19 protein-coding genes are annotated in these 22,564 nt (G+C 70.8%); 5 read left to right on the top strand and 14 right to left on the bottom strand.

All coding sequences use genetic code 11. The features are described 5' to 3' along the window. Positions 1–247: 247 nt before the first annotated feature. From HNR30_RS30945 to HNR30_RS30935, 3 genes are all read left to right on the top strand, one after another. Positions 248–3,025, top strand: coding sequence for an SNF2-related protein (locus tag HNR30_RS30945; protein WP_281389848.1), 2,778 nt, complete (start codon positions 248–250; stop codon positions 3,023–3,025). 111 nt (positions 3,026–3,136) lie between these two features. Beyond that, entirely contained in the window at positions 3,137–3,934 is a 798-nt protein-coding gene (locus HNR30_RS30940) for an SWIM zinc finger family protein (protein WP_312894757.1), read from the top strand. Between the two features lie 73 nt (positions 3,935–4,007). Continuing rightward, on the top strand, positions 4,008–5,084 hold the full coding sequence (locus tag HNR30_RS30935) for a phosphotransferase (protein WP_246379785.1): 1,077 nt from the start codon (positions 4,008–4,010) through the stop codon (positions 5,082–5,084). A 4-nt stretch (positions 5,085–5,088) separates the two neighbouring features. On the opposite strand, the gene HNR30_RS50365 is transcribed toward HNR30_RS30935, so the two are convergent. The 10 genes from HNR30_RS50365 to ctaD form a co-directional block, all read right to left on the bottom strand. Next, the gene (locus tag HNR30_RS50365; RefSeq protein WP_181613573.1) at positions 5,089–5,715 is read right to left on the bottom strand and encodes a VOC family protein; all 627 of its coding nucleotides are present in this window, start codon (positions 5,713–5,715) and stop codon (positions 5,089–5,091) included. Between the two features lie 189 nt (positions 5,716–5,904). Next, entirely contained in the window at positions 5,905–6,834 is a 930-nt protein-coding gene (locus HNR30_RS30925; RefSeq protein WP_181613572.1) for a diacylglycerol/lipid kinase family protein, read from the bottom strand. Positions 6,835–6,893: 59 nt separating this feature from the next. Then, positions 6,894–9,638: an immune inhibitor A domain-containing protein gene (locus HNR30_RS30920; RefSeq protein ID WP_181613571.1), complete on the bottom strand. Its 2,745-nt coding sequence runs from the start codon at positions 9,636–9,638 to the stop codon at positions 6,894–6,896. An 87-nt stretch (positions 9,639–9,725) separates the two neighbouring features. Next, on the bottom strand, positions 9,726–12,104 hold the full coding sequence (locus HNR30_RS30915) for an immune inhibitor A domain-containing protein (RefSeq protein WP_312894756.1): 2,379 nt from the start codon (positions 12,102–12,104) through the stop codon (positions 9,726–9,728). A gap of 153 nt (positions 12,105–12,257) precedes the next feature. Then, positions 12,258–12,596 carry a fumarate reductase subunit FrdD gene (gene frdD / locus HNR30_RS30910; RefSeq protein WP_181613569.1) on the bottom strand — a complete coding sequence of 113 codons (339 nt, stop codon included), beginning with the start codon at positions 12,594–12,596 and terminating at the stop codon, positions 12,258–12,260. After that, positions 12,596–12,958, bottom strand: coding sequence for a succinate dehydrogenase/fumarate reductase transmembrane subunit (locus HNR30_RS30905; protein WP_181613568.1), 363 nt, complete (start codon positions 12,956–12,958; stop codon positions 12,596–12,598). Before HNR30_RS30905 ends, frdD begins: the two co-directional genes overlap by 1 nt. Then, positions 12,955–13,716 carry a succinate dehydrogenase iron-sulfur subunit gene (gene sdhB, locus HNR30_RS30900; RefSeq protein ID WP_181613567.1) on the bottom strand — a complete coding sequence of 254 codons (762 nt, stop codon included), beginning with the start codon at positions 13,714–13,716 and terminating at the stop codon, positions 12,955–12,957. Before sdhB ends, HNR30_RS30905 begins: the two co-directional genes overlap by 4 nt. Continuing rightward, positions 13,713–15,443 (bottom strand): fumarate reductase (quinol) flavoprotein subunit, encoded by a 1,731-nt coding sequence (gene frdA / locus HNR30_RS30895; RefSeq protein WP_181613566.1) that lies wholly within the window; start codon positions 15,441–15,443, stop codon positions 13,713–13,715. The genes sdhB and frdA overlap by 4 nt, the downstream gene beginning before the upstream one ends. 3 nt (positions 15,444–15,446) lie before the next feature. After that, a complete protein-coding gene (locus HNR30_RS30890; RefSeq protein ID WP_181613565.1) occupies positions 15,447–15,683 on the bottom strand; it encodes a hypothetical protein in 237 nt (78 codons plus the stop codon). Positions 15,684–15,695: 12 nt separating this feature from the next. Next, a complete protein-coding gene (ctaD, locus tag HNR30_RS30885; RefSeq protein ID WP_312894755.1) occupies positions 15,696–17,402 on the bottom strand; it encodes an aa3-type cytochrome oxidase subunit I in 1,707 nt (568 codons plus the stop codon). Positions 17,403–17,573: 171 nt separating this feature from the next. Here ctaD and HNR30_RS30880 point away from each other — a divergent pair, with 171 nt between their 5' ends. After that, entirely contained in the window at positions 17,574–18,401 is an 828-nt protein-coding gene (locus HNR30_RS30880) for a hypothetical protein (protein WP_181613563.1), read from the top strand. Here HNR30_RS30880 and HNR30_RS30875 read toward each other — a convergent pair. Beyond that, a complete protein-coding gene (locus tag HNR30_RS30875; protein WP_220134159.1) occupies positions 18,388–19,275 on the bottom strand; it encodes a TIGR01777 family oxidoreductase in 888 nt (295 codons plus the stop codon). The genes HNR30_RS30880 and HNR30_RS30875 overlap by 14 nt on opposite strands. 49 nt (positions 19,276–19,324) lie before the next feature. On the opposite strand from HNR30_RS30875, the gene HNR30_RS30870 reads away from it, so the two are divergent. Further along, on the top strand, positions 19,325–20,185 hold the full coding sequence (locus HNR30_RS30870; protein WP_181613562.1) for an alpha/beta fold hydrolase: 861 nt from the start codon (positions 19,325–19,327) through the stop codon (positions 20,183–20,185). A gap of 29 nt (positions 20,186–20,214) precedes the next feature. Here the strand turns inward: HNR30_RS30870 and HNR30_RS30865 are convergent, their stop codons facing one another. Genes HNR30_RS30865 through HNR30_RS30855 form a run of 3 tightly spaced genes read right to left on the bottom strand, consistent with a single transcriptional unit; the run spans position 20,215 to position 22,522 of the window. Then, a complete protein-coding gene (locus HNR30_RS30865; protein ID WP_181613561.1) occupies positions 20,215–20,697 on the bottom strand; it encodes a DUF2690 domain-containing protein in 483 nt (160 codons plus the stop codon). 56 nt (positions 20,698–20,753) lie between these two features. Next, on the bottom strand, positions 20,754–21,902 hold the full coding sequence (locus HNR30_RS30860; protein ID WP_181613560.1) for a sensor histidine kinase: 1,149 nt from the start codon (positions 21,900–21,902) through the stop codon (positions 20,754–20,756). After that, positions 21,899–22,522, bottom strand: a complete 624-nt coding sequence (locus tag HNR30_RS30855; RefSeq protein ID WP_181613559.1) for a LuxR C-terminal-related transcriptional regulator — start codon at positions 22,520–22,522, stop codon at positions 21,899–21,901. The genes HNR30_RS30860 and HNR30_RS30855 overlap by 4 nt, the downstream gene beginning before the upstream one ends. Positions 22,523–22,564: the final 42 nt, after the last annotated feature.

The following is a 22,564-nucleotide window of genomic DNA, read 5'->3' as shown; positions in this document are numbered from 1 at the left end:
TGCATGGGGTCTGGACCGCGGCGGGGCTCGCCTTCTGGGGCGAATCCCCCACCACCGCACCCTCGGCCCCCCCGCCCCGCCGGCCCACCCCTTCGCCGCCTCCGTCGAGGCCCTCCGCCTGGCCCTCGACCTGGCGCCCGACTCAGCCCTCGACCCGGCGCCCGACCTGGCCCTCGACCTCCCCGGCTCCACCCACTCCCTCGCCCGGCACCTCACGCTCCTCCTGCCCGGCACCGCGCGCGGCCCGTTGCCCTCCCCCGAGACCGGCCTGCTCCCCACCACCTCCCGCCCCGCCCTGCGCCCGTGGCGGGTGCCCGCCCTCCTCCCCCACCCCGCACAGACGCTCCGCCTCCTCTCCGAGACCCTCCACCTGCTCGCCGAGTCCACCATCACGGCCACCCTGCGCCACTGGTCCGCCGTCGCCGCCTTCGCCCACGACCTGGTACGGCGCGGCCGCGTGATCCCCCAGCTCACCGGCGAGAGCGCGCAGCCGGTCGACATGTGGTCCATCCCGGAGGCCACCGCCGAGGCCCGCTGGTTCCCGGTCCTGACCGGCGCAGACGCGGCCCACTTCCGCGACCTGGCCGTAGCCATGCCCCCCGCCTGCCGCACCGGTGCCGAGGAGCACCCCTCGTCCGCCGTCCTCACCGACGCGCTGGCCACCTTCACCGACGCCGCCGTCCGCGCCCGCCTGACCGAGCCGCTGGCCGTACGCCCCAAGACCCTGGAAGACCGCTGGCTCGCCGCCCTCACAGGCCCCGACGCCGCCTGCCCCGACATCCCGGAGCTGCGCCGCTCGCTGAACGCCTGGCGCGAGGCGGCGGGCGCCGAGGGCGCCACCCAGGTCTGCTTCCGCCTCGTCGAACCCCCGGCCCCCACCCCGCCTGCCACCCCAGACCTTGATCAGGAGGAGCCCTGGTGGCGTGTCGAGCTGGCCCTCCAGCCGCTCGACGACCCCAGCCTCCGCGTCCCCGCCGACCAGATCTGGTCAGGCGCCCCCATCCCCGGCCTCCCCCCGCGCGCCGACCACGAGCTCCTCGCCGGCCTGGGCCGTGCCCTCAGGCTCTACCCCGCCCTCGACCAGGCCCTCCGCACCGCCCACCCCACCGAGCTGCTCCTCGACACCGCGGGCGCCTTCACCTTCCTGCGCCAGGCGGCACCCTTGCTCCACGCCGCCGGCTTCGTCGTCCAGCTCCCCCGCTGGGCGGGCCGCAGCAAGCTCGGGCTCAAGCTCACCACCCGCACCAAGAAGCAGCAGGCCGCCACCAGCCAGGGCTTCGGCCTCCGGCAACTCGTCGACTTCAAGGTCGAGCTGGCCGTCGGCGACGCCACCATCACCGAGGCCGAGCTCACCGAGCTGGCCCGCCTCAAGGTCCCCCTGGTCCGCGTGCGCGGCCAGTGGGTCGAGCTCGACGAACGGCAGCTCAAGGCGGCCCTCCGCGCCGTGGAGACCCGCCGCGAAGGCGAGCTGACCGCAGCCGAGATCCTCCAGCACGTCATCCAGGGCGACGACGGCGAGCTCCCGCTGGTCGAGGTCGACGCCGACGGTGTCCTCGGCGACCTGCTCTCCGGCACCGCCGACCGCCGCCTGACCCCGATCCCCACCCCACCGGGCCTCGACGCGGTCCTGCGCCCCTACCAGGAGCGCGGACTGGCCTGGCTCAGCTTCCTGTCGGAGCTGGGCCTGGGCGGCGTGCTCGCCGACGACATGGGGCTCGGGAAAACGGTCGCCACCCTTTCGCTGCTCGTCCACGAGAAGTCCGGCAGGCCGACGCTGCTGGTCTGCCCGATGTCGCTGATCGGCAACTGGCAGCGGGAAGCCGCCAGATTCGCGCCCGGCCTGCGTGTCCACGTGCATCACGGCGCCTCCCGCGACCCGGCCAAGCTGACGGACGCCGACCTGGTGATCACCACGTACGGCACGGCGCAGCGTGACCTCGACACGCTGAAGCAGGTGGCCTGGCGGCGGGTGGTGTGCGACGAGGCGCAGGCGATCAAGAACTCCGGCACACTCCAGGCCCAGGCGGTCAGGAGCATCACCGCCGAGACGCGCCTGGCGCTGACCGGCACGCCGGTGGAGAACCACCTGGCCGAGCTGTGGTCGATCATGGAGTTCTGCAATCCCGGCCTGCTGGGATCCAAGCAGCGTTTCCGCACCCGGTTCCAGGAGCCGATCGAGGCGCGGCAGGACGCGCAGGCGGAGCAGGCGTTGAAGCGGGCGACGGGGCCGTTCGTGCTTCGGCGGCTGAAGACCGACAAGTCGATCATCTCGGACCTGCCGGAGAAGCTGGAGGTCAAGGAGTGGTGCACGCTCACGCCCGAGCAGGCCTCGCTCTACCAGGCGGTGGTCGACGACATGATGGGGAAGATCGACGGCAGCGAGGGCATCGAGCGGCGCGGGCTGGTGCTGGCGGCGATGGCCAAACTGAAGCAGGTCTGCAACCATCCCGCGCACCTGCTGAAGGACGGCTCGCGGCTGGCGGGACGCTCGGGCAAGCTGGCCAGGACCGAGGAGCTGGCCGCCGAGATCCTCGCGGAAGGGGAGAAGGGGCTGCTGTTCACGCAGTACTCCGAATACGGCTCCATGCTCCAGCCGTACCTCGCCCAGCGCCTGGACCGGCCGGTGTTGTGGCTGCACGGCGGGCTGCCGAAGAAGACGCGCGACCGGCTGGTCGAGCGGTTCCAGCACGACGACGAGCCGATGCTGTTCCTGCTGTCGTTGAAGGCTGCCGGGGTGGGGCTCAACCTGACGGCGGCCAACCACGTGATCCACCTCGACCGGTGGTGGAATCCCGCCGTCGAGGACCAGGCGACCGACCGGGCCTTCCGCATCGGGCAACGTAAGAACGTCCAGGTGCGCAAGCTGATCTGCGCCGGCACCCTGGAGGAGCGGATCGACGAGATGATCGAGCGGAAGAAGGCGCTGGCGGAGCGCGTGGTCGGCACCGGCGAAGACTGGCTGACCGACCTGTCCACGGCGGAGCTGCGCGAGGTGTTCCGCCTGGGCAGCGGAGCGGTGGCGTGATGGCGATGGTGGACGTGGCGGCAGGAGGGGGCCGGAGCGCGATCGCGGGCGATGGCCTGGGCGTGGTGGCACCCAGGGGCCGGAGCCGGGCACCGGGCGGGGGTGGTCGGTGTGCCGGTCGGTAAGGACGGGTGGTTCGAGGCGGGCAAGCCGCTGAAGGCCGACGGGCTGAGGGCCCGCACCCAGCGGGGCAGCATCGGCTCCACCTGGTGGTCGCGGCGGTTCATCGACATCCTCGAGCGGGTCTGCGACAAGGGCCGCCTGTCTCGCGGGCGCGCCTATGCCCGCACCGGTCAGGTGCTCGACCTCGATCTCGCGCCGGGCCTGGTGACCGCCAGGGTGCAGGGTTCGCGGCGCGAGCCGTACACGGTCGAGATCAGGATCGAGGTGTACGGCGAGGCGGTGTGGAGCATGCTGGAGCGGGTGATCGCCGAGCAGGCGGTGCACCGGGCGCGGCTGCTGGCGGGTGAGATGCCCACCGAGATCGAGGAGCTGTTCGCCGCTCACGGCATCGACCTGTTCCCCCGCGATCTCGACCTCGACTGTTCGTGCCCCGACTGGAGCAGGCCGTGCAAGCACGTGTCGGCGGTGCTGTACCTACTGGCGGAGTCCTTCGACGACGACCCGTTCCTGGTGCTGGCGTGGCGGGGACGAAGCAAGGAGGAGTTGCTGGGCTCGATGGAGGAGCCGGGCGCGCCCGTGGTCGAGGACGTGCCGTTCGGCGAGCGGCTGGCCGACTTCTACTCGCCGGGTGCGGGGGTGCCTCGGCCCGAGCTCCGGCCCCCGCCGCCCGCGGGACTGCTGCTGCGGGTGCATCCGCCGCCCGGCGACCTGGCTCACCGGCTGCGGCCCGCCTACGAGGCGCTGGGCGGAAAAGCAGGTGAGGAGGAGCCGGCGGAGCTGGTCTAATGCTTGACGTGGCGGCGGCCACGGGGGCGCCGCTGCCGCTCGCGGACCGATCGGGGAGTTGGCTGAGATCGTGATGGACTCCGAGTGGCTCCTGGACGACTTCGGGGTCGCGGTCGAGCATGCCGTTCGCGTCGAGACGGGTGCCGATGAGAACGCCCTGCTGTGGCGCGTGGTGGCGGGCGACGGGCGGGCCTACGCCGTCAAGCTGTCGCGGGCGGGGGCCGTCGCCGGGCTGGAGCTCACCAGCCGGTTGGGGCTGCCCGGTGTGCCGCGGCCGCTGCTCGCGCGTGATGGCCGGCCGTGGAGTGTGCGGGAGGGGCGGCGCCTGTCGGTGGTGCCCTGGGTGTCCGACCGGCCGGCTTTCCGATCGGGGCTGATGACGGCCGAGCGGTGGCGCGCCTACGGACGGCTGCTCGCGGGCGTGCATGCCACCCCGACGCCGGTGACCGCCGGTGCGCCTCAGCCCGATGACGGCCGGCCCACGAGCTCCGCCCTACCCGTGAGCGGCGAACCGCCCGCAAGCGGCGAACCGCCCGCGAGCGGCGAACTGCCCGTGGGCAGCGGACCGCACGTGGGCAGTGGACCACCCGCAGGCGCCGGACCGCCCGAAAGCGGCGAACCGCTCTCAAGCCCCGGACCATCCCTGGGGGTCGGGCTGCCGTGTATCGGTGATGGGCTGGCCGTGGTGACGGCGTTGGCCGGGGAGGTGCGGCCCGTCGATGGGCCGCTGCTGGACCTTTGGCGGCGGCGGGACGGCGAAGCGAAGGTCGGCGAGTTGCTCGGCGAAGCGGGCAGGCTGGCCGCGGCGCTACGGCCCGCTCCGCTGGTCGTCTCCCATGGCGACCCTCACCTGGGAAACGTCCTGCTCGACGATGCGGAGGGCGTCTGGCTGATCGACTGGGACGACGCCATGCTCGCGCCGCGCGAGTGGGACCTGATGCTGGCGCTCGACCTGCGCTTCTTCGGCGTCACCGAGCGCGAGCGTGCCTGGTTCCTCGACGGTTACGCGGCCGAGGGTGAGCTCGACCTGGAGCGGATCGCCTACTACCGGATCGTCCGGCACCTGGAGGACATCCTGCTCTTCGCCCGCCAGGTGATGCGCGGCCACGACGCCGACCAGGCGATGGGCATCCTGCGCGAGATCCTCTGAACGGTCAGTCGCGCACCAGGCAGAAGGGGTGCCCTGCGGGGTCGGCGTAGATGCGCCAGCTTCGCCTGCCGTCGCCGTCGTCGAGCAGGACGGCGCCGGCGGTCAGGGCTCGTTCGTGTGCCCGGTCCAGGTCGGTGACGCCGATGTCGAGGTGCAGTTGCTGGGGGCGGCCGGGATCGCCCCACTGCGGGGGGCGGTGGTCGGGCACACCCTGGAAGCACAGGACGAGGCCGGTGCCGATGTGCAGGGTCGCCCAGTCGTCGCCGAGCGACCAGCGGCGGTCTGGCCGGTTGACCTCGCCGCCGAGCAGGGCGCGATAGAACCGGGCGAGGGCCAGGGGGTCAGGGCCGTCGAGGACGATGGTCTGCAGGTGGCCGACGGCGACCGCGTCGTCGCTGTCTGGCAGGGCCGGCTCTGCCCCGCTTGCGGACGGCCGGCCACCGGCAAAGGCCGTCTCGCCGCCCGCCGTGGATTCGGTCTCGCCACCCACCGTGGGTCTGTTGCCGCCCGCCGTGGATTCGGTCTCGCCACCCGCCGTGGGTCTGTTGCCGCCGCCCGCCGAGGGTTCGTTCTCGCCGCCCGCCGTGGGTCTGTTGCCGCCGCCCGCCGTGGATTCGTTCTCGCCGATCATGCCTGCATTCTCGCCGATCCCGGACTCCCGATGACGAGCACGCGCTCCTCCGGGAACGACGGCGCCCGCCTGGAGCGCCGACGTCGCGAGCACGGCTCGCCGCCTGCCGCTGAGCCGCGCGTATGCCTGCCGTCCAGGCGCACCAGGACCGGCTGAGTGAAGGGCCCGCCTCACGAGGGCGGGCCCTTCTCAGTTGTCCTCGAACGAGGACGGCACCATGACGCGCACCCCGTTGGGCACCACGCGCAGGGTCAGCGGTGTGCGCAGCCGTACCTCGCCGTCGACGTCGGCCGCCATCGGCGGGTCGGTCTCCAGCAGCATCTCGCGCCCCGTCACGAACGGCCCGCCGGCGAGGCTGCGCCAGCGCCCGGTGGTGGCGCGGGCCAGGGTCTCGCCCAGCAGCCGCAGCTTCTTGCCCGAGCCGAGCTGGTAGGCCACCAGCTTGCCGTTGTCGATGCTGATGTCCTTGGCGACCTGCCAGCCGCCGTGGAAGCGCCCGTTGGCGATGTTGAGCTGGTGGGTGAGCAGTTCGTGGCGCTTGCCGTCGACGGTGATGTAGGCGCGGAAGGGCGTGTGGCCCGGCAGGATCGTCAGGGCGGTCAGGGGGTAGGCGGGCCGGCCGATGATGCGCTTGAGCCATGGCTTGACCTTGCCGGCGACCTCGACGGAGACGCCGAAGGAGGCGAGGTTGGCGAAGGGCCGGTCGCCCGCCATGCCCAGGTCGATGTCGGCGACCTTGCCCTCGGCGAAGACCTTGATGGCGCCGGCGAGGTCGAGGGGCAGGCCCAGGCTGCGGGCGAAGTTGTTGGTGGTGCCGAGGGGTAGCACGCCGAGGGCGACGTCGCGGTGGGCGACGTGGCGTACGGCCGACGACAGGGTGCCGTCGCCGCCGCCGACGATCAGCAGGTCGGGCTGGAGGTCGAGAGCCTTGTCGAGGTGGGCGCGCAGCCGTTTGGGGTTGACGACCGAGTATTCGGCCAGCGGTTCGAAGCCCAGGCCGTGGATCTGGTCGAGCACCTCGAAGTAGTGCTTACGACCGCGGCGCGAGCGCGTGTTGATGACCACCGCGACCCGGCGGTCGCGATGGATGGCCTCGGTGTGCTCGGCCTTGGTTCTCATGAAAACCCATCGTAGGGCCGCCGCCGCCCTGAACATCGAGCGGCGGCGGCCGAAGATCCTTACTGCGGGGCGGCGGCGGGGGTGACGTCGACGATCACGCCGAGGTTGCCGGGGAGCGGCGCCACGAGCTTGATCTGGACGCCGTTCTGCACGCCCGCGTCACCGGGGTTGCCGGTGCCCAGGACGTGACCGCCGGACAGCTGCCTGCCGTACAGCTCGGTGGCCGGGCTGCCGTCGGCGTTGACCACGCGCGTGGTGTAGGGCAGGTGGTCGCGCGAGGGCACGGCCACCGAGGCGTCGCGGTCGCGGTAGTACAGCGTGCCGTCACGCACCTCGATGCCCGGGTACCAGGTCTTGGCGTCGGTGAACTGCTGGACGCCGCGCTGGGCCGGGAAGCTGTTGCAGGAGAGCGTGAAGACGTCGGTGCCGTTGGTGCACGACTTCAGCGGCAGGGTCTTGGCGAACCCGAAGGCGGCGTTCGACGGCTGCAGCCACGCGTTGAGGTTCTTCTGCAACGTGGGGTGGTGGTCGGCGGCCTCGCCGGAGTAGCGCAGCGGCTCGAAGTGGGAGTCGACGGCCAGTAGCGAGCCCTTGGAGCCGATCGAGGGCTGGTCGAACTGCGAGGCGTCCACGTCGTTGACGTCGTAGACGTGGTTGCGCAGCGTGATCAGCAGGCCGGGGGCGTTGTAGCGCACCCGCTCGACGTTCCAGGCGTTGTCGGTGAACCAGTTGGTGTCGTAGGCCCAGTGCAGGCCCTTGTCGAAGCCGTCGGCGGTGCGCCACTCGGCCAGGTAGTACTGCTGGACGTGGGCGACGCCGTCACCCTGCTGCCAGCCCTTGCCGGTGGTGCGCTCGCTGTGGCTGGTGACCAGCGGGGTCCAGCCGTTGAGTCCCTGCTCGACGTCGTCGCTCCACACGGTCGAGGCGCCGGAGGTGAGGGAGAGGTCGTCGACGAACCAGCCGTTCTCCATGAACAGCTCGTCGGTCATGTAGCGCAGGCGCAGCTTGACGGTCTTGCCTGCGAAGGCGGCCAGGTCGACGTAGTCGTGGCGCCAGGCCTGCTGCGAGCCGGTCAGGCCGTACTTCTTGCCGCCGAGGCGGGCCAGCGAGCCGTTGGGGTCGTTGTAGCCGTCGTCGGTGGAGACGAGCGCGCCGCCCTCGGTGTAGATCTTCTGCTCGGCCCAGGTGGCGCCGTTGTCCGTGGAGACCTCGACGAAGCCGAAGTCCCATTCGGCCTCGATGGCGTAGCTGTTCCACATCCAGAACTTCGCGTCGGCCGGGACCTGGAAGGACCGGGTGATGCGCACGTCGGCGTTGGGCTGGTCGTTGCCCGACTGCCAGACCTTGGCGCCGCTGCGCGGGGTGGTCTGGGGGCGGCTGAGGCCGGGCAGGTTGACCCGGATGCCGTCCTCGGTCAGCCTCGGGGTGCGGGAGGCCTGGCCGACGGTGACCAGTTGCCTGCGGTCGCCGGGGTCGATCACCTTGGGGTTGGCCCAGCCGAGGATCCACTTGTCCCACAGGCCCATGTGGGTGGGCATGGACTGGAAGATCGGGCCGCTGTGCGAGCCGTTGGCCATGAGGTCCCAGAAGGCGATGTCGGAGTCGCCGCCGGGGCCCGAGTTGTCGTACAGGTCGGGCAGCCCGAGGTCGTGGCCGTACTCATGGGCGAACACGCCGACGCCGGCGTCCTCGCCCTGGAGGATGTAGTTGGAGATGCGCTTGTCGCTGCCGGGGATGGCCGAGCCGCCGGCCACGTCGGAGGAGTGCGCCCACAGGGCGTAGCTGCCCTGCGCGCCGCCGCCGCCCGACTTGTCGGCGCCCGCGTGCACCAGCACGAGGTGGTCGATGACGCCGTCGGGCTCGTTGTAGTTGCCGTCGCCGTCGGCGTCGGTGATGTCCTCGACGTCGTAGTCGGCCCACGGGAAGGTGGGCTGCTGCTGGGCGAGGGTGGCGACCGCGTCGATGGGCAGCTGCTCGTTGCCGTTGGGGAAGCGCGGGTTGCTCGGGTGTCCCGACATGTCCTGCACGCGCTCGCCGCAGCGGGCGGCGCCGTAGTAGCCCTCGGAGTGCGGGACCTTGATCCAGCCGACCGCCTCGCCGGTGACGGTGTAGGCGCCCTTGGACATCTCCTCGTACATCTTCTTCATGGAGTGGCCGGAGATGTCCACGCCCGGCTTGCCGTCTCGCGGGTCCTTCAGGTCGGGACGCACGCGGGTGGTGATGCCCTTGTCCGAGTACAGCATGTCGTTGTAGTGCTGGGGCGAGAAGTCCGGCACCCACATCGAGAAGTTGTCCTTGCCGCTGGCCGCCGGGTTGGGCAGCTGGTTGTGCAGCGGACCGTTGAGCAGCGTGCCGGCCGGCTCGGTGACGCACGCGGCCGGGTCGAGGAAGTCCTGGCGCTGCACGCCGGAGAAGTCGTCGTTGGCCGTGTCGCTGAACTCCACCAGCAGCGTCAGCAGGCGGGCTTCCTGCTTCTGGGGGCGCTTCTTGTAGATGAACTCGAAGGGGTTCTTGCCGGTGCGCAGTGCCTCGGCCTCGCGCGCGGCCAGGATGCGGGCCGCGACGGGGTTGCCGTCGCGGTGCTTGTTGTCCACCTGTTCGGCACGCAGGCGGGCCTGGGGGTTGGCCAGTGCCGACTTGTCGTCCTCGGCCGCGATCTTCGGCTCGACGTAGTTGGTGTAGTGGTCATCCGCCGACGGGATGTAGCGCGCGACCGTGGTGTCGGCATGCGCACCGGTGCCCGGCGCGGTGAGCCCGGCAGCGGTTAACCCGATCGCGAGGAGGAGCGTTCCTCTCCTGGACAAAGCGTCTCTCTTTCAGCATGTGACATGAGTCAGGAGAGACCGTAAGTTAAACCCGTTATAAAAGAGAAGCACGGTACGAAACTGTGACTATTTCCCCGAAGGGGTGATTCTCACCAGGGCCGTGTTCGCCAGGAGCGGCCCCGCCAGCTGGACCCGCACCCCGTAGGCGAGGGACCCGGGGTCGCCGGTGCCGAGCTTGTGGCCGTTGCCCAGGTCGGTGCCGTAGAACTCCTTGGCAGGGCTACCGTCCGGCTTCACCACGCGCGTGCCGTACTGCCCGCGGGCCGGGATCACGACCGAGGCGTCGAGGTCGCGGTAGTGGAGCAGCCCGTCGCGGGCCTCGAAGCCCGGATACCAGGTCTTGGCGTCGGTGAAGGTGGCGACGCCGTTCTTGCCGGTGGTGAAGGCCGCGTTGCCGACCTGCACGCGCCCCGGCAGGTTGACGCCGTCGGCGCCGCGCAGGGGCTCGAAGTGGGAGTCGACCAGCAGCAGCGCCCCCTTCGGCCCGATGCTGGGCAGCCGGTCGAGCGAGGGGATGAGCACGTTGCCGGTGTAGGCGGAGTCGCGCAGCCACACCAGCAGGCCGGGGGCGTTGTAGCGGAACCGCTCCACCTGCCAGCCGCCGGAGTCCTTGGTGGTGTAGGCGTAGCGCAGGCCGGGGTCGGTGCGCCATTCGGCCAGGTACATGCGCTGGATCTCGCGCGTGCCGTCGTTGAGGCTCCAGCGGCCCCGGCCGGCCGGGGTCCAGGAGGAGCCCGACTCGACGTCGTCGCTCCAGACCGTGCTCTGGCCCGAGGTGACGCTGAAGTCGTCGACGTGCCAGCCGCGCTGGGTGTCGGCGCCGTCGGTGACGTAGACCAGGCGGACCCTGACCGTACGGCCTGCGTAGGGGGCCAGGTCGACGTAGTGGTGCTGCCAGTCGAAGCTCTGCCCGGTCAGCGCCAGGTCGTAGGTGACCTCCTCGCCCTCGGAGTCGAACACGCGCTGGCGGGTCCAGCTCTTCCCGCTGTCGGCGGAGACCTCGACGTAGCCGTGGTCGCGCCCGAAGTCGATCTCGTAGTTGTTCCACATCCACAACCGCGGCGCCTGCGCGGGCACGGAGATCTGGCGGGTGAGCGTGGCCTCGGCCCAGTCCTGGCCCTGCCCCGACCACCAGGTCCTCTTGCCGCTGTGCGGGGTGACCATGGCCTGCTTCTCGGCGGGCAGGTTGATCCGCATGCCCTGGCGGCCGAGCACGTGCAGTCCCTGCCTGGCGCCCGGTTCGAAGGTCTTGGGACTGGCCCAGCCCAGAACCCACCGGCACCACAGGCTGAGCCGGGTGGGCATCGACTGGTAGAGCGGCCCGGTGTGCGAGCCGCTGGCCATCAGGTCCCAGAACTCCACCGACGCGGTGGTGGTGTTGGTGGTGTCGTACAGGTCGGGCAGCCCGAGGTCGTGGCCGTACTCATGGGCGAACAGGCCGACGCCGGCGTCCTCGGGCACCATCATGTAGGTCGAGACGCGCTTGCCCGCGCCGGGGATCTCGAAGCCGCCCGCGACGGTGCTGGAGTGCGCCCACAGCGCGTAGGTGCCCTCCGCTCCCCCGCCGGTCGACTTGTCGCGGCCCGCGTGCACGATCGTCAGGTGGTCGATCACCCCGTCGGGCTCGGCGAAGTTCTGGTCGCCGTCGGCGTCGGTGACGTCCTCCAGGTCGTAGTTCTTCCACGGGAAGGACGGGCCGAGCGCGGTGACGGCGTCGATGACGAGCTGGGCGGGTCCGCGCGGGTTGTCGGGGTGGCCGGCGTTGTCCTGGACGGGGCGGCCGCAGGCGCTCGCGCCGTACCAGGCCTCCGAGTGCGGGGCCCTGACCCAGCCCGCCACGTCACCGGTGACGGAGTAGGCGCCGCCCGACACGTCCTCGTAGTAGCGCCGCAGGCTGCCGCGCACGTCGATGCCCTTGCGCCCGTCGCGCGGGTCGCGCAGGTCGGTGCGCACCCGCTGGGTCAGTCCCGTGGTGCTGTACAGCTGCTGGCGGTAGTGCTGGGGGCTGAAGTCCTTGACCCAGAAGGAGTTGTTGTCCTTTCCGGTGGCGGCCGGGTCGGGGATGCGGTTGTGCAGGGGGCCGTTCTTGACGGTGCCCGCGGGTTCTGTGACGCAGTCCCAGGGCTCACCGCTGGCCGAGCGCGGCCGCTCGAAGCCCGAGAAGTCGTCCTGTGCGCCCTGGTCGAACTCGACCAAAATCGTGAGGAGCTTGCCGCGCTTGGGGCGCTTCACCTTGAGCTGGGCGGGGTCGCGCCCGGTGCGCAGCGCCTCCTGTTCGTGCGCGGCGAGCACCCTGGCCGCCGCCGGGCTCCCGGTGGACGGGAAGGACTCCTCCCGCTGGGGCACGGGTTTGTCCGTCGTCTTCGGCTCGTCTCGCGGCGGCGAGTAGTTCAGGTAGTGGTCCCGGGGAGCGGGCCGGTAGTCCGCGGCGGCCGCGTGCTGCACCGGAACGACAAATGCCGCAATGAGGGATAAGAGTAGAAAAAGGCGCACAAGATCGGACAATAGGCGGCCGATCCCATGCCGTGCCGATATAAGACCCGTTCGCTATGAAGCCCGCTCTTGTGCGCACCTGAACGGCGGGTTAGGCGTCGTGGCCTAGAAGAGCAGGACGGCCGTCACCACCCCTCCCGCCAGCGCTCCCCCGTAACACACCACCGCGAGCAGCAGGTCGATCCTGCCGATGTTGAGCAGCTCCTCGCTGGTGAAACGGATGCGGTGCGCGGCGTGGAAGAGGCACAGGGTGAAGATCACCACGATCGCCAGCCGGACGACCACGTTCTCCGTCAGCGCCGCCACGTCCGGCCGGCCGACCACGCCCGCGGGCACGAGCACCCCGAACAGCAGGATCAGCACCGGCAGGAAGAACGCCGCGGCGACGCCTCCCCCGCTGAACAGCAGCCACAGGTACGGCTCGGCGGTGCGTTTGCGCCGCATCACACCCCCTTGAGGACGAGGAAGGCGACGATCCCCGAGACCACCAGCCACGCCGAGTGGTTGCCGCCCTGGATCATGAAGGCGGGCACCCGCCAGCCGTCCAGCCGGACGACCGTGGCCTTGGGAGCGAGGTTGAGGAAGGTGATCGCGTGGAAGGCGGTCGCGGCGAAGGCGACGACGTTGATCGCGATCATCCAGGGCTCGCCGGCGAACGACGGCGGGCCGCCCGCGTCGATCACGAGCATCAGGTAGACGATCGTCCAGGCCACGAAGACGCTCGTCAGCTCGCGGGCGACGAAGACCGTGTAGGTGCGGTTGCGCAGGAACCACAGGTGGTCGCGCTTGGCGTGGTAGGTCGTCATCGCCTGCTCCACGGCAGGATGGAGCGGATCGCCGCGGTCAGCTTGTAGCGCTGGATCGCCTCGGCCGGGTCGACGTGCTTGGGACAGGCCCTGGTGCACTCCCCCACGAACGTGCAGCCCCACACCGCCTCGTCCAGGTTGAGCAGGTCGAAGCGGTCGCCCTGGTCACGCGAGTCGAGGTTGTAGCGCTGGGCCAGCGCGATCGCCGCCGGGCCGAGGAAGTCGGGGTCCAGCACGTACACCGGGCAGGCCGAGTAGCACAGCAGGCAGTTGATGCACATGGAGTACTGCTTGTAGGCCTCCAGCTGCTCGGGCGTCTGGGCGTACTCCGCGGTCAGCGGCAGTTCCTCGCCCTCGCGGATCAGCCACGGCTGGACGTGCTGGAGCTTGACCAGGAAGTCGTCGATGTCGACCACCAGGTCACGGATGACGGGGAAGCCCTTCAGCGGCTCGATCCTGATCGGGCCGTCGCCGTACTCGGTGAAGAACGTGCCGCAGGTCAGCCTCGGCTCGCCGTTGACGTTCATGCCGCACGAGCCGCAGATGCCCATGCGGCACGACCACCGGAACGACAGCGTGCCGTCGAGGCGGTCCTTGACGTAGTTGAGCCCGTCGAGCACCGCCCAGTCGTCCATGAGGGGCACGTCGTAGCTCTGGAAGACCGGCTCGCCGTCCTGCTCGGGCCGGTACCTGGCCACCTCCAGCCTGATCGTCCTGGCGGCGGCCTGCTGCCGTATCGTCTCCGCGGTGTCCGTCATCGTCCGTAAACCCTTTCGCCAGGGGGCCAGCGGGTGATCGTCACGGGGAGCAGGCCGACTGACGGCGAGCCGTCGGGCGCGCGGTGCACCAGGGAGTGGGCCAGGAACCCGGCGTCGTCGCGCTGCTCGAAGTCGGTGCGCTGGTGGGCGCCGCGCGACTCGGTGCGGTTGAGCGCGCAGGCGACGACGGTCTCGGCGATGTCGAGCATGCAGCCGAGCTCCAGCCAGTTGAGCAGCTCGGTGTTGAAGGCGGTGCTGGAGTCGTCGAGCCTGGCCTCCGACGCGCGCTGCCTGAGCTCGGCGAGACTGTCGACGGCCTTGGCCAGCACGTCGCCGGTGCGGTAGATGCCGGCGGCGCCCTCCAGGGTGTGCTGCATCTCCTCGCGCAGGTCGGCGATACGCTCGCCCTTCTTCCCGTCGCCGCGCAGGTGGGTCAGCCGCCGCTCCTCGTCGCGGCCCTGCGCCTGTACGGCAGGCGCCTCGGCCTGCCGGTGGCTCCTGGCGAATTCGGCGGCCGCCACGCCCGCCCGCCTGCCGAAGACGAGGATCTCCGGCAGCGAGTTGGAGCCCAGCCTGTTGGCGCCGTTGATGCTGACGCAGGCGGTCTCCCCCGCCGCGTACAGCCCGGCGATCGGCGTCGCGCCGTCGAGGTCGGTGTGGATGCCGCCCATCATGTAGTGCACCACCGGCCGGACCGGGATGAGGTCGGTGGCCGGATCGAGGTTCTGGTAGCTGCGGCACAGCTCGCGCACGAACGGGATCCTGGCGTCGATCCTCGCCTCGCCCAGGTGCCGCAGGTCGAGGTAGACGACCGGGCCGTACGGGGTCTCGACGGTGCGGCCCCGGTGCTGCTCGTGCACGAAGGCCTGGGACAGGCGGTCGCGGGGGCCGAGCTCCATGCTGCGCAACTTCGGCGTCGGGGTGGGCGTGCCGAGGTCGTAGTCCTGCAGGTAGCGGTAGCCGTCCTTGTTGATCAGCCAGCCGCCCTCGGCCCTGGCTGCCTCGGTGATGAGGATGCCGGTGAACGGCAGGCCGGTGGGGTGGTACTGCACGAACTCCATGTCCTTCAGCGGCGCGCCAGCCCGGTAGGCCAGCGCCATGCCGTCGCCGGTCTTGATGGCGGCGTTGGTGGTGAAGGGGAAGATCTTGCCGCAGCCGCCGGTGGCCAGGATGACCGAGCGTGCGGGGATGGTCTCGATGCGGCCGGTCCTGATGTCGACGGCCACCGCGCCGTACACCCGGCCGTCGTCGACGATGAGCCGGGTGACGTACCACTCGTCGTACCGCTTGATCTCGCCGTACTTCAGCGTCGTCTGGAAGAGCGTGTGCAGCAGGTGGAAGCCGGTCTTGTCGGCCGCGTACCAGGTGCGTTCCTTCTTCATGCCGCCGAACGGGCGCACCGCCACCCGGCCGTCGGGCTCGCGCGACCACGGGCAGCCCCAGTGCTCCAGCTGGATGAGCTCCTTGGGCGCCTCGGCGATGAACATCTCCACCGCGTCCTGGTCGCACAGCCAGTCGCCGCCGGAGATCGTGTCGTAGCAGTGCTCGTCAAGGGTGTCGTCGACGCCGATCACGCCGGCCGCTCCGCCTTCCGCCGAGACGGTGTGGCTGCGCATGGGGTAGACCTTCGAGACGACCGCCACCTCCAGGGTGGGATCGCACTCGGCGACGGCGATGGCGGCACGCAGCCCGGCGCCACCGCCCCCGACGATGAGCACGTCGATCATGTGTCAGCTCCCGTGGTCGGCTTCTGAGTGGCTGTCCTTGACCCGCTTGCCGTCGTGCCGGATCGCGGCGATGTGGATGCTGCCGTCGTGGTACTCGTGACGGATGCGGCGGCAGCCGCACTCGAAGAACTGGTCGCGGATCAGCAGGCCGTACCCGTCGTCGTCGAGCAGGCGCTCACCGCCGGACTTCTTGCCGCAGGGGGCGGTCTCGGGGGCGAAGGGCGTCTTCGTTCCTGTCATGTGCCGCCTCCACTACGTGCTTTTGTCGGGTACCGGGCCCTTGGTGTCGTCGTCGGGCGCATCGACCTGGCGCGGCTGCGCCTGGCTCGCCTCCCGCGGATAGTGCAGGTCGAAGGCGGGACGCTCCGAGCGGATGGACGGGATGCTGGTGAAGTTGTGGCGCGGCGGCGGGCAGGAGGTCGCCCACTCCAGCGAGTTGGCATAGCCCCACGGGTCGTCGAGGGTCACCTTGGGCGCGCGCTTGGCCGTCCTCCAGACGTTGTAGAGGAAGGGCAGCGTCGAGGCGCCGAGCAGGAAGGCGCCGATCGAGGAGACCAGGTTGAGCGTGGAGAAGCCGTCGACGGCGCTGAAGTCGGCGTAGCGCCGCGGGAAGCCGGCGTTGCCCAGCCAGTGCTGCACGAGGAAGGTGGTGTGGAAGCCGATGAACAGCGTCCAGAAGTGCACCTTGCCGAGCCGGTCGTCGAGCATGCGGCCGGTCATCTTGGGCCACCAGAAGTAGAAGCCGGCGAACATCGCGAAGACCACGGTGCCGAACACCACGTAGTGGAAGTGGGCGACGACGAAGTAGGTGTCGCTGAGGTGGAAGTCGAGCGGCGGGCTGGCCAGGATGATGCCGGTCAGGCCGCCGAGCAGGAAGGTGATCAGGAAGCCGACGCAGAACAGCATCGGCGTCTCGAAGCTCAGATGGCCTCGCCACATCGTGCCGATCCAGTTGAAGAACTTCACCCCCGTCGGCACCGCGATGAGGAAGGTCATGAACGCGAAGAACGGCAGCAGCACCTGGCCGGTGGCGAACATGTGGTGCGCCCACACCGTCATCGACAGGCCCGCGATCGCGATGGTCGCGCCGACCAGGCCGATGTAGCCGAAGATCGGCTTGCGGCTGAAGACCGGGATGACCTCGGTGATGATGCCGAAGAACGGCAGCGCGATGATGTAGACCTCGGGATGGCCGAAGAACCAGAACAGGTGCTGCCAGAGCATCGCCCCGCCGTTCTCGGCGGCGAACACCTGCGTGCCGAGTTTGCGGTCCGACTCCAGCACCAGCAGCGCGGCGGCCAGCACCGGGAAGGCCATCAGCACCAGCATGCTGGTGAGCAGGACGTTCCAGGTGAACAGCGGCATGCGGAACATCGTCATGCCGGGGCAGCGCATGCCGATGATCGTGGTGATGAAGTTGACGGCGCCCAGGATCGTGCCCAGCCCGCTCATGGCCAGGCCCATGATCCATAAGTCGCCGCCGACGCCGGGCGAGTAGACCTGCGACGACAGGGGCGTGTAGGCGAACCAGCCGAAGTCGGCGGCGCCTCCCGGCGTGATGAAGCCGGCCAGCACCATCAGCCCGCCGAACAGGAACAGCCAGTAGGCCACCGCGTTGAGCCGGGGGAAGGCCACGTCGGGCGCGCCGATCTGCAGCGGCATCACGACGTTGGCGAAGCCGGCGAACAACGGCGTCGCGAACAGCAGCAGCATGATCGTGCCGTGCATGGTGAACAGCGCGTTGTACTGCTGCTGGGTGACCACCTGCATGCCGGGCTGGGCCAGTTCGAGCCTGATGAACATCGCCATCAGCCCCGCCACGAGGAAGAAGCCGAAGCTCGTGATCAGGTAGAGGTAGCCGATGACCTTGTGATCCGTGGTCGACAGCCAGGAGGCGATCACCGTGCCCGTGCGCCGCCGCCTGAGCTGGTCGAACGAGGTGTCACGAACCGTCGTCACGGCTGCTCCCTCCATGCTCGCCGATGTGCTGGAGTACGCCCCGATCTACCCATTTGACGCCAACCGGTTCGCGCTGAAAACCCGTATCGCGGGAAATCTCTGGATCTGCCCATCCCTGGGAGCTGTTTACTAGTCTTTGACCGTTTCGCTGAGCGAGCACGGAGGGCGCCCATGGCCAGGACCACAGCAGGGGGCTGCGCTCAGCTGATCGCCCTTCTCGTGGTCCTCGTGGTCATCGGCAACGTCGCGGTGGCGCTCGGATTCCCGGTGTTCGCGCTCCTGTCCGTCGCGGCCGGCGCGGCGTTGTTCGCCTCCAGGGCGGCCAAGGTGCACCGCGAGCACCACGAGCGGCTCGCCCGTGCCAGGGCGCTGGTCATGGAGGCGCTCGACGTCGTCTTCGACCCCGCGCTGCCCGAGCGCGACCGGGCCAGGATCCTCGACGCGCTCGGCCGCGGCAGGTCACCCGCGCCCGACCGGTTCGTCCTGGCCTCCGAGTTGCCGCAGGAGCCGCGCGCGTACGTGACACGGGCCCGCGCGGCCTGCGAGACCGTGACCGGATCCCGCGTCAACGGGATGGGGCTGCTCGACTCGCTGGCCAACGAGTTCGTCCTGCCCCAGCAGATCTGGGAGATCGCCAGGCTCGTGCGCACGCAGGCGGAGCTGGAGGCCGAGCAGCGGCAGGCCAGGCGCGGCGTGGTGACGGAGGAGCTCGAGGCCGTGCTCGGACCGCAGCAGGAGGCGCTCCAGCGCTCGATCGACAGCGTGGCGGAGCGGGTTCGGGCGATGGAGGGCTACGCGCGCAAGGTCGAGGAGGCCGACGCGGCGCTGCGGGCCCGCGACGCCCTGCGGAACAACGACAAGTACCTGGCGTTGCTCGCCCAGACCGACGACGCCGACGGCCTGGCCGCGCTCCGCCTGCAGGCGGCCTCCGCGGCGGACGTGCTGGCGGCCAGTGTCAAGGAGGCGGTCGAGGCGGGACGCACTCTCACCCTCGAGTGAGCAGGTCGCGCAGGGCCTCCTCCAGCCGCGGATGCCCGAACTCGAACCCCGCCTCCAGCAGCCTGCCCGGCACGCAGCGGCGTCCGGTCAGCCCGAGCGCCGGATCGGTGCGCAGGACCCGGGCGCCCAGCTTGACCAGGAACTCGGGGGTCGGCGGCGAGGGCGGCCTGCCGAGCACCCGGCGGAAGGTCGCCATCAGCTCGGCGTTGCGCACCGGATGCGGGCTGGTCAGATGGACGACACCCGCAAGGTCCTGCGAGTCGATGAGGAAGCGCACCGCGGCCAGGAAGTCGGCGACGTGCAGCCAGCTCACCCACTGCCGCCCTGACCCCACCCGGCCGCCCAGGCCCCAGCGGGTCAGGCTCACCAGCCGTTGCAGCGCGGGCGTGCCCGGCTCGAACACGACCGCGGTGCGCAGGATCACCTGCCTGCCGCAGGGCGCCCCCCGGGCCGCCTGCTCCCACGCCCCGGCCACTCCCGCCATCTGCGCGGGCCCGTCGGCGGGCTTCGCGCTCTCGTCGAGCACCGGCTCGCCCGCGTCGCCGTATATCGCCAGGGTGCTGAGCTGCAGCCACAACGCGGGCGGATGAGCGCCCGCGGCCTCGGCCAGGGCGCGGGTCGGCTCGACCCGCGAGCGGGTCAGCAGCTCGACGTTGGCCGGGGTGGGCGGCCGGTCGACGATCTCACCGGCGAGATTGATCAGCACCGATCCCCGCAGCTGCGGCGCCCAGTCGCCGGTGGTGCGGCCGTCCCACAGCAGGGCGCCCGGCGACGGGCGTCTCGACAGCACCACGACCTGGTGGCCGTGCGCGGTCAGGTCCGCCGCGAGAGCGCGCCCGAGCGCCCCCGAGCCCCCGGCGAGAACGATCTTCACATCGGCCAAGTCTAGGTGACTCGCCTTCCGGCCTGGGCAGGTGGGCGGGATGAGGCACCACACCATCGACGTCGACGGCATCGAGACCTTCTACCGCGAGGCAGGACCGGCCGACGCGCCCGTCCTGCTGCTCCCGCACGGCTACCCGAGCTCGTCCTTCCAGTTCCGCCACTTCATGCCCGCCCTGGCCGACCGCTGGCGCACCATCGCGCCCGACCTGCCGGGATTCGGCTACAGCGGCACCCCGGACCCGGACGACTTCGCCTACTCCTTCGCGGGATACGCCGATTTCCTCGACCGTTTCGCCGCACGGCTGGGCCTGTCGTCGTTCGCCCTCTACCTGCACGACTACGGCTCCCAGATCGGCCTGCGGCTGGCCATGAAGGCCCCCGAGCGCATCACGGCGCTGATCATCCAGAACGGCGACATCTACGAGGACGAGCTCGGGCCCAAGTACGGCACGCTGCGGGAACACTGGAATCACCCCACTCCCGGCAGCAGGCAGGCCCTGGCCGACGCGGTCAGCGAGGAGGGCTTCCGCCACGAGTTCGTGGGCGAGGTGGACGATCACCTGGTGGAGCTGATCAGCCCCGACCTGTGGAAGCTGTCGTGGCCGCTGATCGACCGGCCCGTGCGCAGGCAGGTGATGGTGGGCCTGATGGAGGGGCTGAAGGAGAACCTGGAGTGGTTCCCCCGCTACCAGGCCTACCTGCGCGAGCACCAGCCGCCGGCGCTGATCGTGTGGGGGCCGCAGGACGGCTACATGCCCGAGGGCGCCGCCCGCGCGTACCTGCGCGACCTGCCCAAGGCCGAACTGCACCTGCTGGACGGCGGCCACTGGGCGCTGGAGACGAACCTCACCGAGATCGTCGAGCTGACCCGCGACTTCCTCGGCAGGAACGTGACGTGAGCGCCTCCCCCCGGCCGCGTCCGCAGAGGTCAGATCCAGTCCGTGCAGCCCAGCCTGACCCAGTTGCCCTTGGCCGTCTGATGCTCGACGCAGGCCAGCGCCTCGGCGACCGGCGCGTAGACCTGCGGGGTGCGGATGCGCAGGGCCGGGATCGCGTCCTCGCTCACGGCGCGCTCCTCGACGTAACCGGTCTCCTCGTAGTCGTCGACGGGCTCGCGCACGATCGTCACCCGGTAGCCGCCGGGCCTGCTGGGGGCGAACCTGGCCCAGTTGGTCTTGCACGCGGGGCCGTAGAACATGCGCAGCGTGCCGCGCGAGGTCCGCACGACGGCGGTGCCGGACCTGGTGGGGGTGTAGGAGCCGGCGTAGCAGCCGGTCTTGGAGGAGTAGGTGCCGTCGCAGGAGTACCCGGAGCAGAGGGCGGCGGCCGCCCCGGCGGACGACGGGGCGACGGTCGTGAGCCCTGCGGCGGTGATCAGGACGGCCGCGGCGCGAGCGAGAGATCGTTTCATGCCGATCAGTGTCGGCGGACGGTCAGGCGGGTGACAGTCGGGAAATAGAGGGGGATTCAAAGCGGGACACGCAGCTCCACCAGCGTGCCCTCGCCGGGACCCGACTCCACGCGGGCGCTGCCGCCCGCGTCGGCGACGCGGCCCTCGATGGAGCCGCTCAGCCCCACGCCCCTCCGCACGCCCGCCGGGTCGAACCCGACGCCGTGATCCAGCACCCCGACGACCGCGTGGCCGTCGTGCACCCGCGCCCTGACGACCGCGTGCCCGGTGCCCGCGTGCTTGCGCACGTTCGTCAGCGCCTCGCGCACCGCGCCCGACACCGCCTCGACCGTCTCCACCGGCAGCACCGCCCCGGCGGCGCGCAGCCCGGCGGCGTTGAGGTCGACCGCCAGCCCCGCGCGGATCGCCTGCTCGACGACCTCCTCCAGCGCCGCCGTGAGGTTGCTGCCCGAGCTGTCGTGGTCGCCGCGCACGTAGCCGCGCAACCACCGCGCCTCGGCGGCGACGTGGCCCCGCACCCGCTCGTCGGCCAGCCAGCCGTCGCGGACCAGCGCCTCCATCGTCTGCAGCACCCGGTCGTGCAGGACGCGCCCGTTGCGGGTGCGCTCCTGCTCGGCGGCCAGCCTGGCGACCTGCTCGCGGGTCTCGTCGAGCTCGGTGGCGTTGCGGCGCAGCAACGCGGCGATGAACCAGGCGATGCCCGAGTCGACCCAGAAGCCGATGCCGTGCGGCACGGCGCCCAGCCAGAAGAAGCCGCTCCAGGCCTGCATGTACAGGTAGGCGACGACGAGCGGCAGTGTGGCCGCCAGGGCGGCGGGCAGAGTCCGGAAGGCCATGCCGATGCCGATGGAGACCAGCAGCATGTAGGGCAGCATGAAGTCGGGGCCGGAATCCTTGATCGCCGTGCCCGCGACCAGCGTCATGGCCATCGCCGTCGCCGCGGTCAGCAGCGCGTCGGCGGTGATCAGCCAGGCCGGAGGCACCCTCCGGCGGCGCCAGGCGAGCGCGACCACGATCGCGCTCTCGACGCCGAGCAGGGCCAGGGCGGGCGCGAAGCCGGGGACCTGCCGCCGCAGGCCGCTGTCGCCGACATAGTTGAGGGCGATGACCTCGGCGAAGGCTCCGGCTCGGAAGAGAATGACGGTCCAGGCGAGTGCCGTCTCGATGCGCCTGCGCGCCTCGCCACCCGGCGCGACCCGGGTCACCCGCCGCGCTCGATCCGCCGCAGGGCGGCGGCGATCAGCTGGGCCTTGTTGTCGACCTGGAGCTTGCGCCGGATGCGCTCGATGTGGGTGTCGACGGTCGACTTCTTGATGCCCATGCGCCGCGCGATCTGGTCGTAGGTGAAACCCTGCGCGATGTAGGCGAGCGTCTCCTCCTCGCGGGGCGCGAGCCGTACGGCGGGCGCGGGGTCCGGCGCCGGGGCGGCGAGCTGGGCGTGCAGGATGTCGGCCAGGCCCGCCGACAGGTAGAAGCCGCGCGCGGCGACCGTGCGCAGCGCGGTGGCCATGAGCTCGGCCGGGTCGCTCTTGGTGACGTAGCCGCGCGCCCCCGCCCTGATCGCCCTGACCAGGTCGCCGGGCTTGGCGGAGGCGGAGATCACCAGCACGTTGTACAGCGGCGCCAGCTCGGCGATGGCGGTCAGGCACGGCTCGTCGACGCCGAGGTAGAGGTCGAGGATGAGGACGTCGGGTTCCGCCCTGCCGTCCAGCACGCTCACGTCGCGCCCGCTCGCGACCACCTCGAACTCGCCGGTGCCGCGCAGGATGTGCTCCAGGCCGTGGCGGATGAGATCGTGATCGTCGACGACCGCGATCTTGATCATGTCCCACTCCCGCATGAGCCAGCCTGACCCGCAAGATGATCT

This window comes from Nonomuraea soli, assembly GCF_013761175.1.
In the GTDB taxonomy this organism is placed as follows: Bacteria; Actinomycetota; Actinomycetes; order Streptosporangiales; family Streptosporangiaceae; genus Nonomuraea; species Nonomuraea soli.
Note: the sequence above shows the minus strand (reverse complement) of the source record. Positions and strands in the feature narration are given on the sequence as shown.

Excerpts from the sequence above, each read along its gene's own strand:
- HNR30_RS30865 (WP_181613561.1), bottom strand. The coding sequence starts at position 20,697 with ATGAAACGATCTCTCGCTCGCGCCGCGGCCGTCCTGATCACCGCCGCA.
- frdA (WP_181613566.1), bottom strand. The coding sequence starts at position 15,443 with ATGATCGACGTGCTCATCGTCGGGGGCGGTGGCGCCGGGCTGCGTGCC.
- HNR30_RS30880 (WP_181613563.1), top strand. The coding sequence starts at position 17,574 with ATGGCCAGGACCACAGCAGGGGGCTGCGCTCAGCTGATCGCCCTTCTC.
- HNR30_RS30890 (WP_181613565.1), bottom strand. The coding sequence starts at position 15,683 with ATGACAGGAACGAAGACGCCCTTCGCCCCCGAGACCGCCCCCTGCGGC.
- HNR30_RS50365 (WP_181613573.1), bottom strand. The coding sequence starts at position 5,715 with ATGATCGGCGAGAACGAATCCACGGCGGGCGGCGGCAACAGACCCACG.
- HNR30_RS30935 (WP_246379785.1), top strand. The coding sequence starts at position 4,008 with ATGGACTCCGAGTGGCTCCTGGACGACTTCGGGGTCGCGGTCGAGCAT.
- HNR30_RS30925 (WP_181613572.1), bottom strand. The coding sequence starts at position 6,834 with ATGAGAACCAAGGCCGAGCACACCGAGGCCATCCATCGCGACCGCCGG.
- HNR30_RS30855 (WP_181613559.1), bottom strand. The coding sequence starts at position 22,522 with ATGATCAAGATCGCGGTCGTCGACGATCACGATCTCATCCGCCACGGC.
- frdD (WP_181613569.1), bottom strand. The coding sequence starts at position 12,596 with ATGCGGCGCAAACGCACCGCCGAGCCGTACCTGTGGCTGCTGTTCAGC.
- HNR30_RS30870 (WP_181613562.1), top strand. The coding sequence starts at position 19,325 with ATGAGGCACCACACCATCGACGTCGACGGCATCGAGACCTTCTACCGC.
- HNR30_RS30905 (WP_181613568.1), bottom strand. The coding sequence starts at position 12,958 with ATGACGACCTACCACGCCAAGCGCGACCACCTGTGGTTCCTGCGCAAC.
- sdhB (WP_181613567.1), bottom strand. The coding sequence starts at position 13,716 with ATGACGGACACCGCGGAGACGATACGGCAGCAGGCCGCCGCCAGGACG.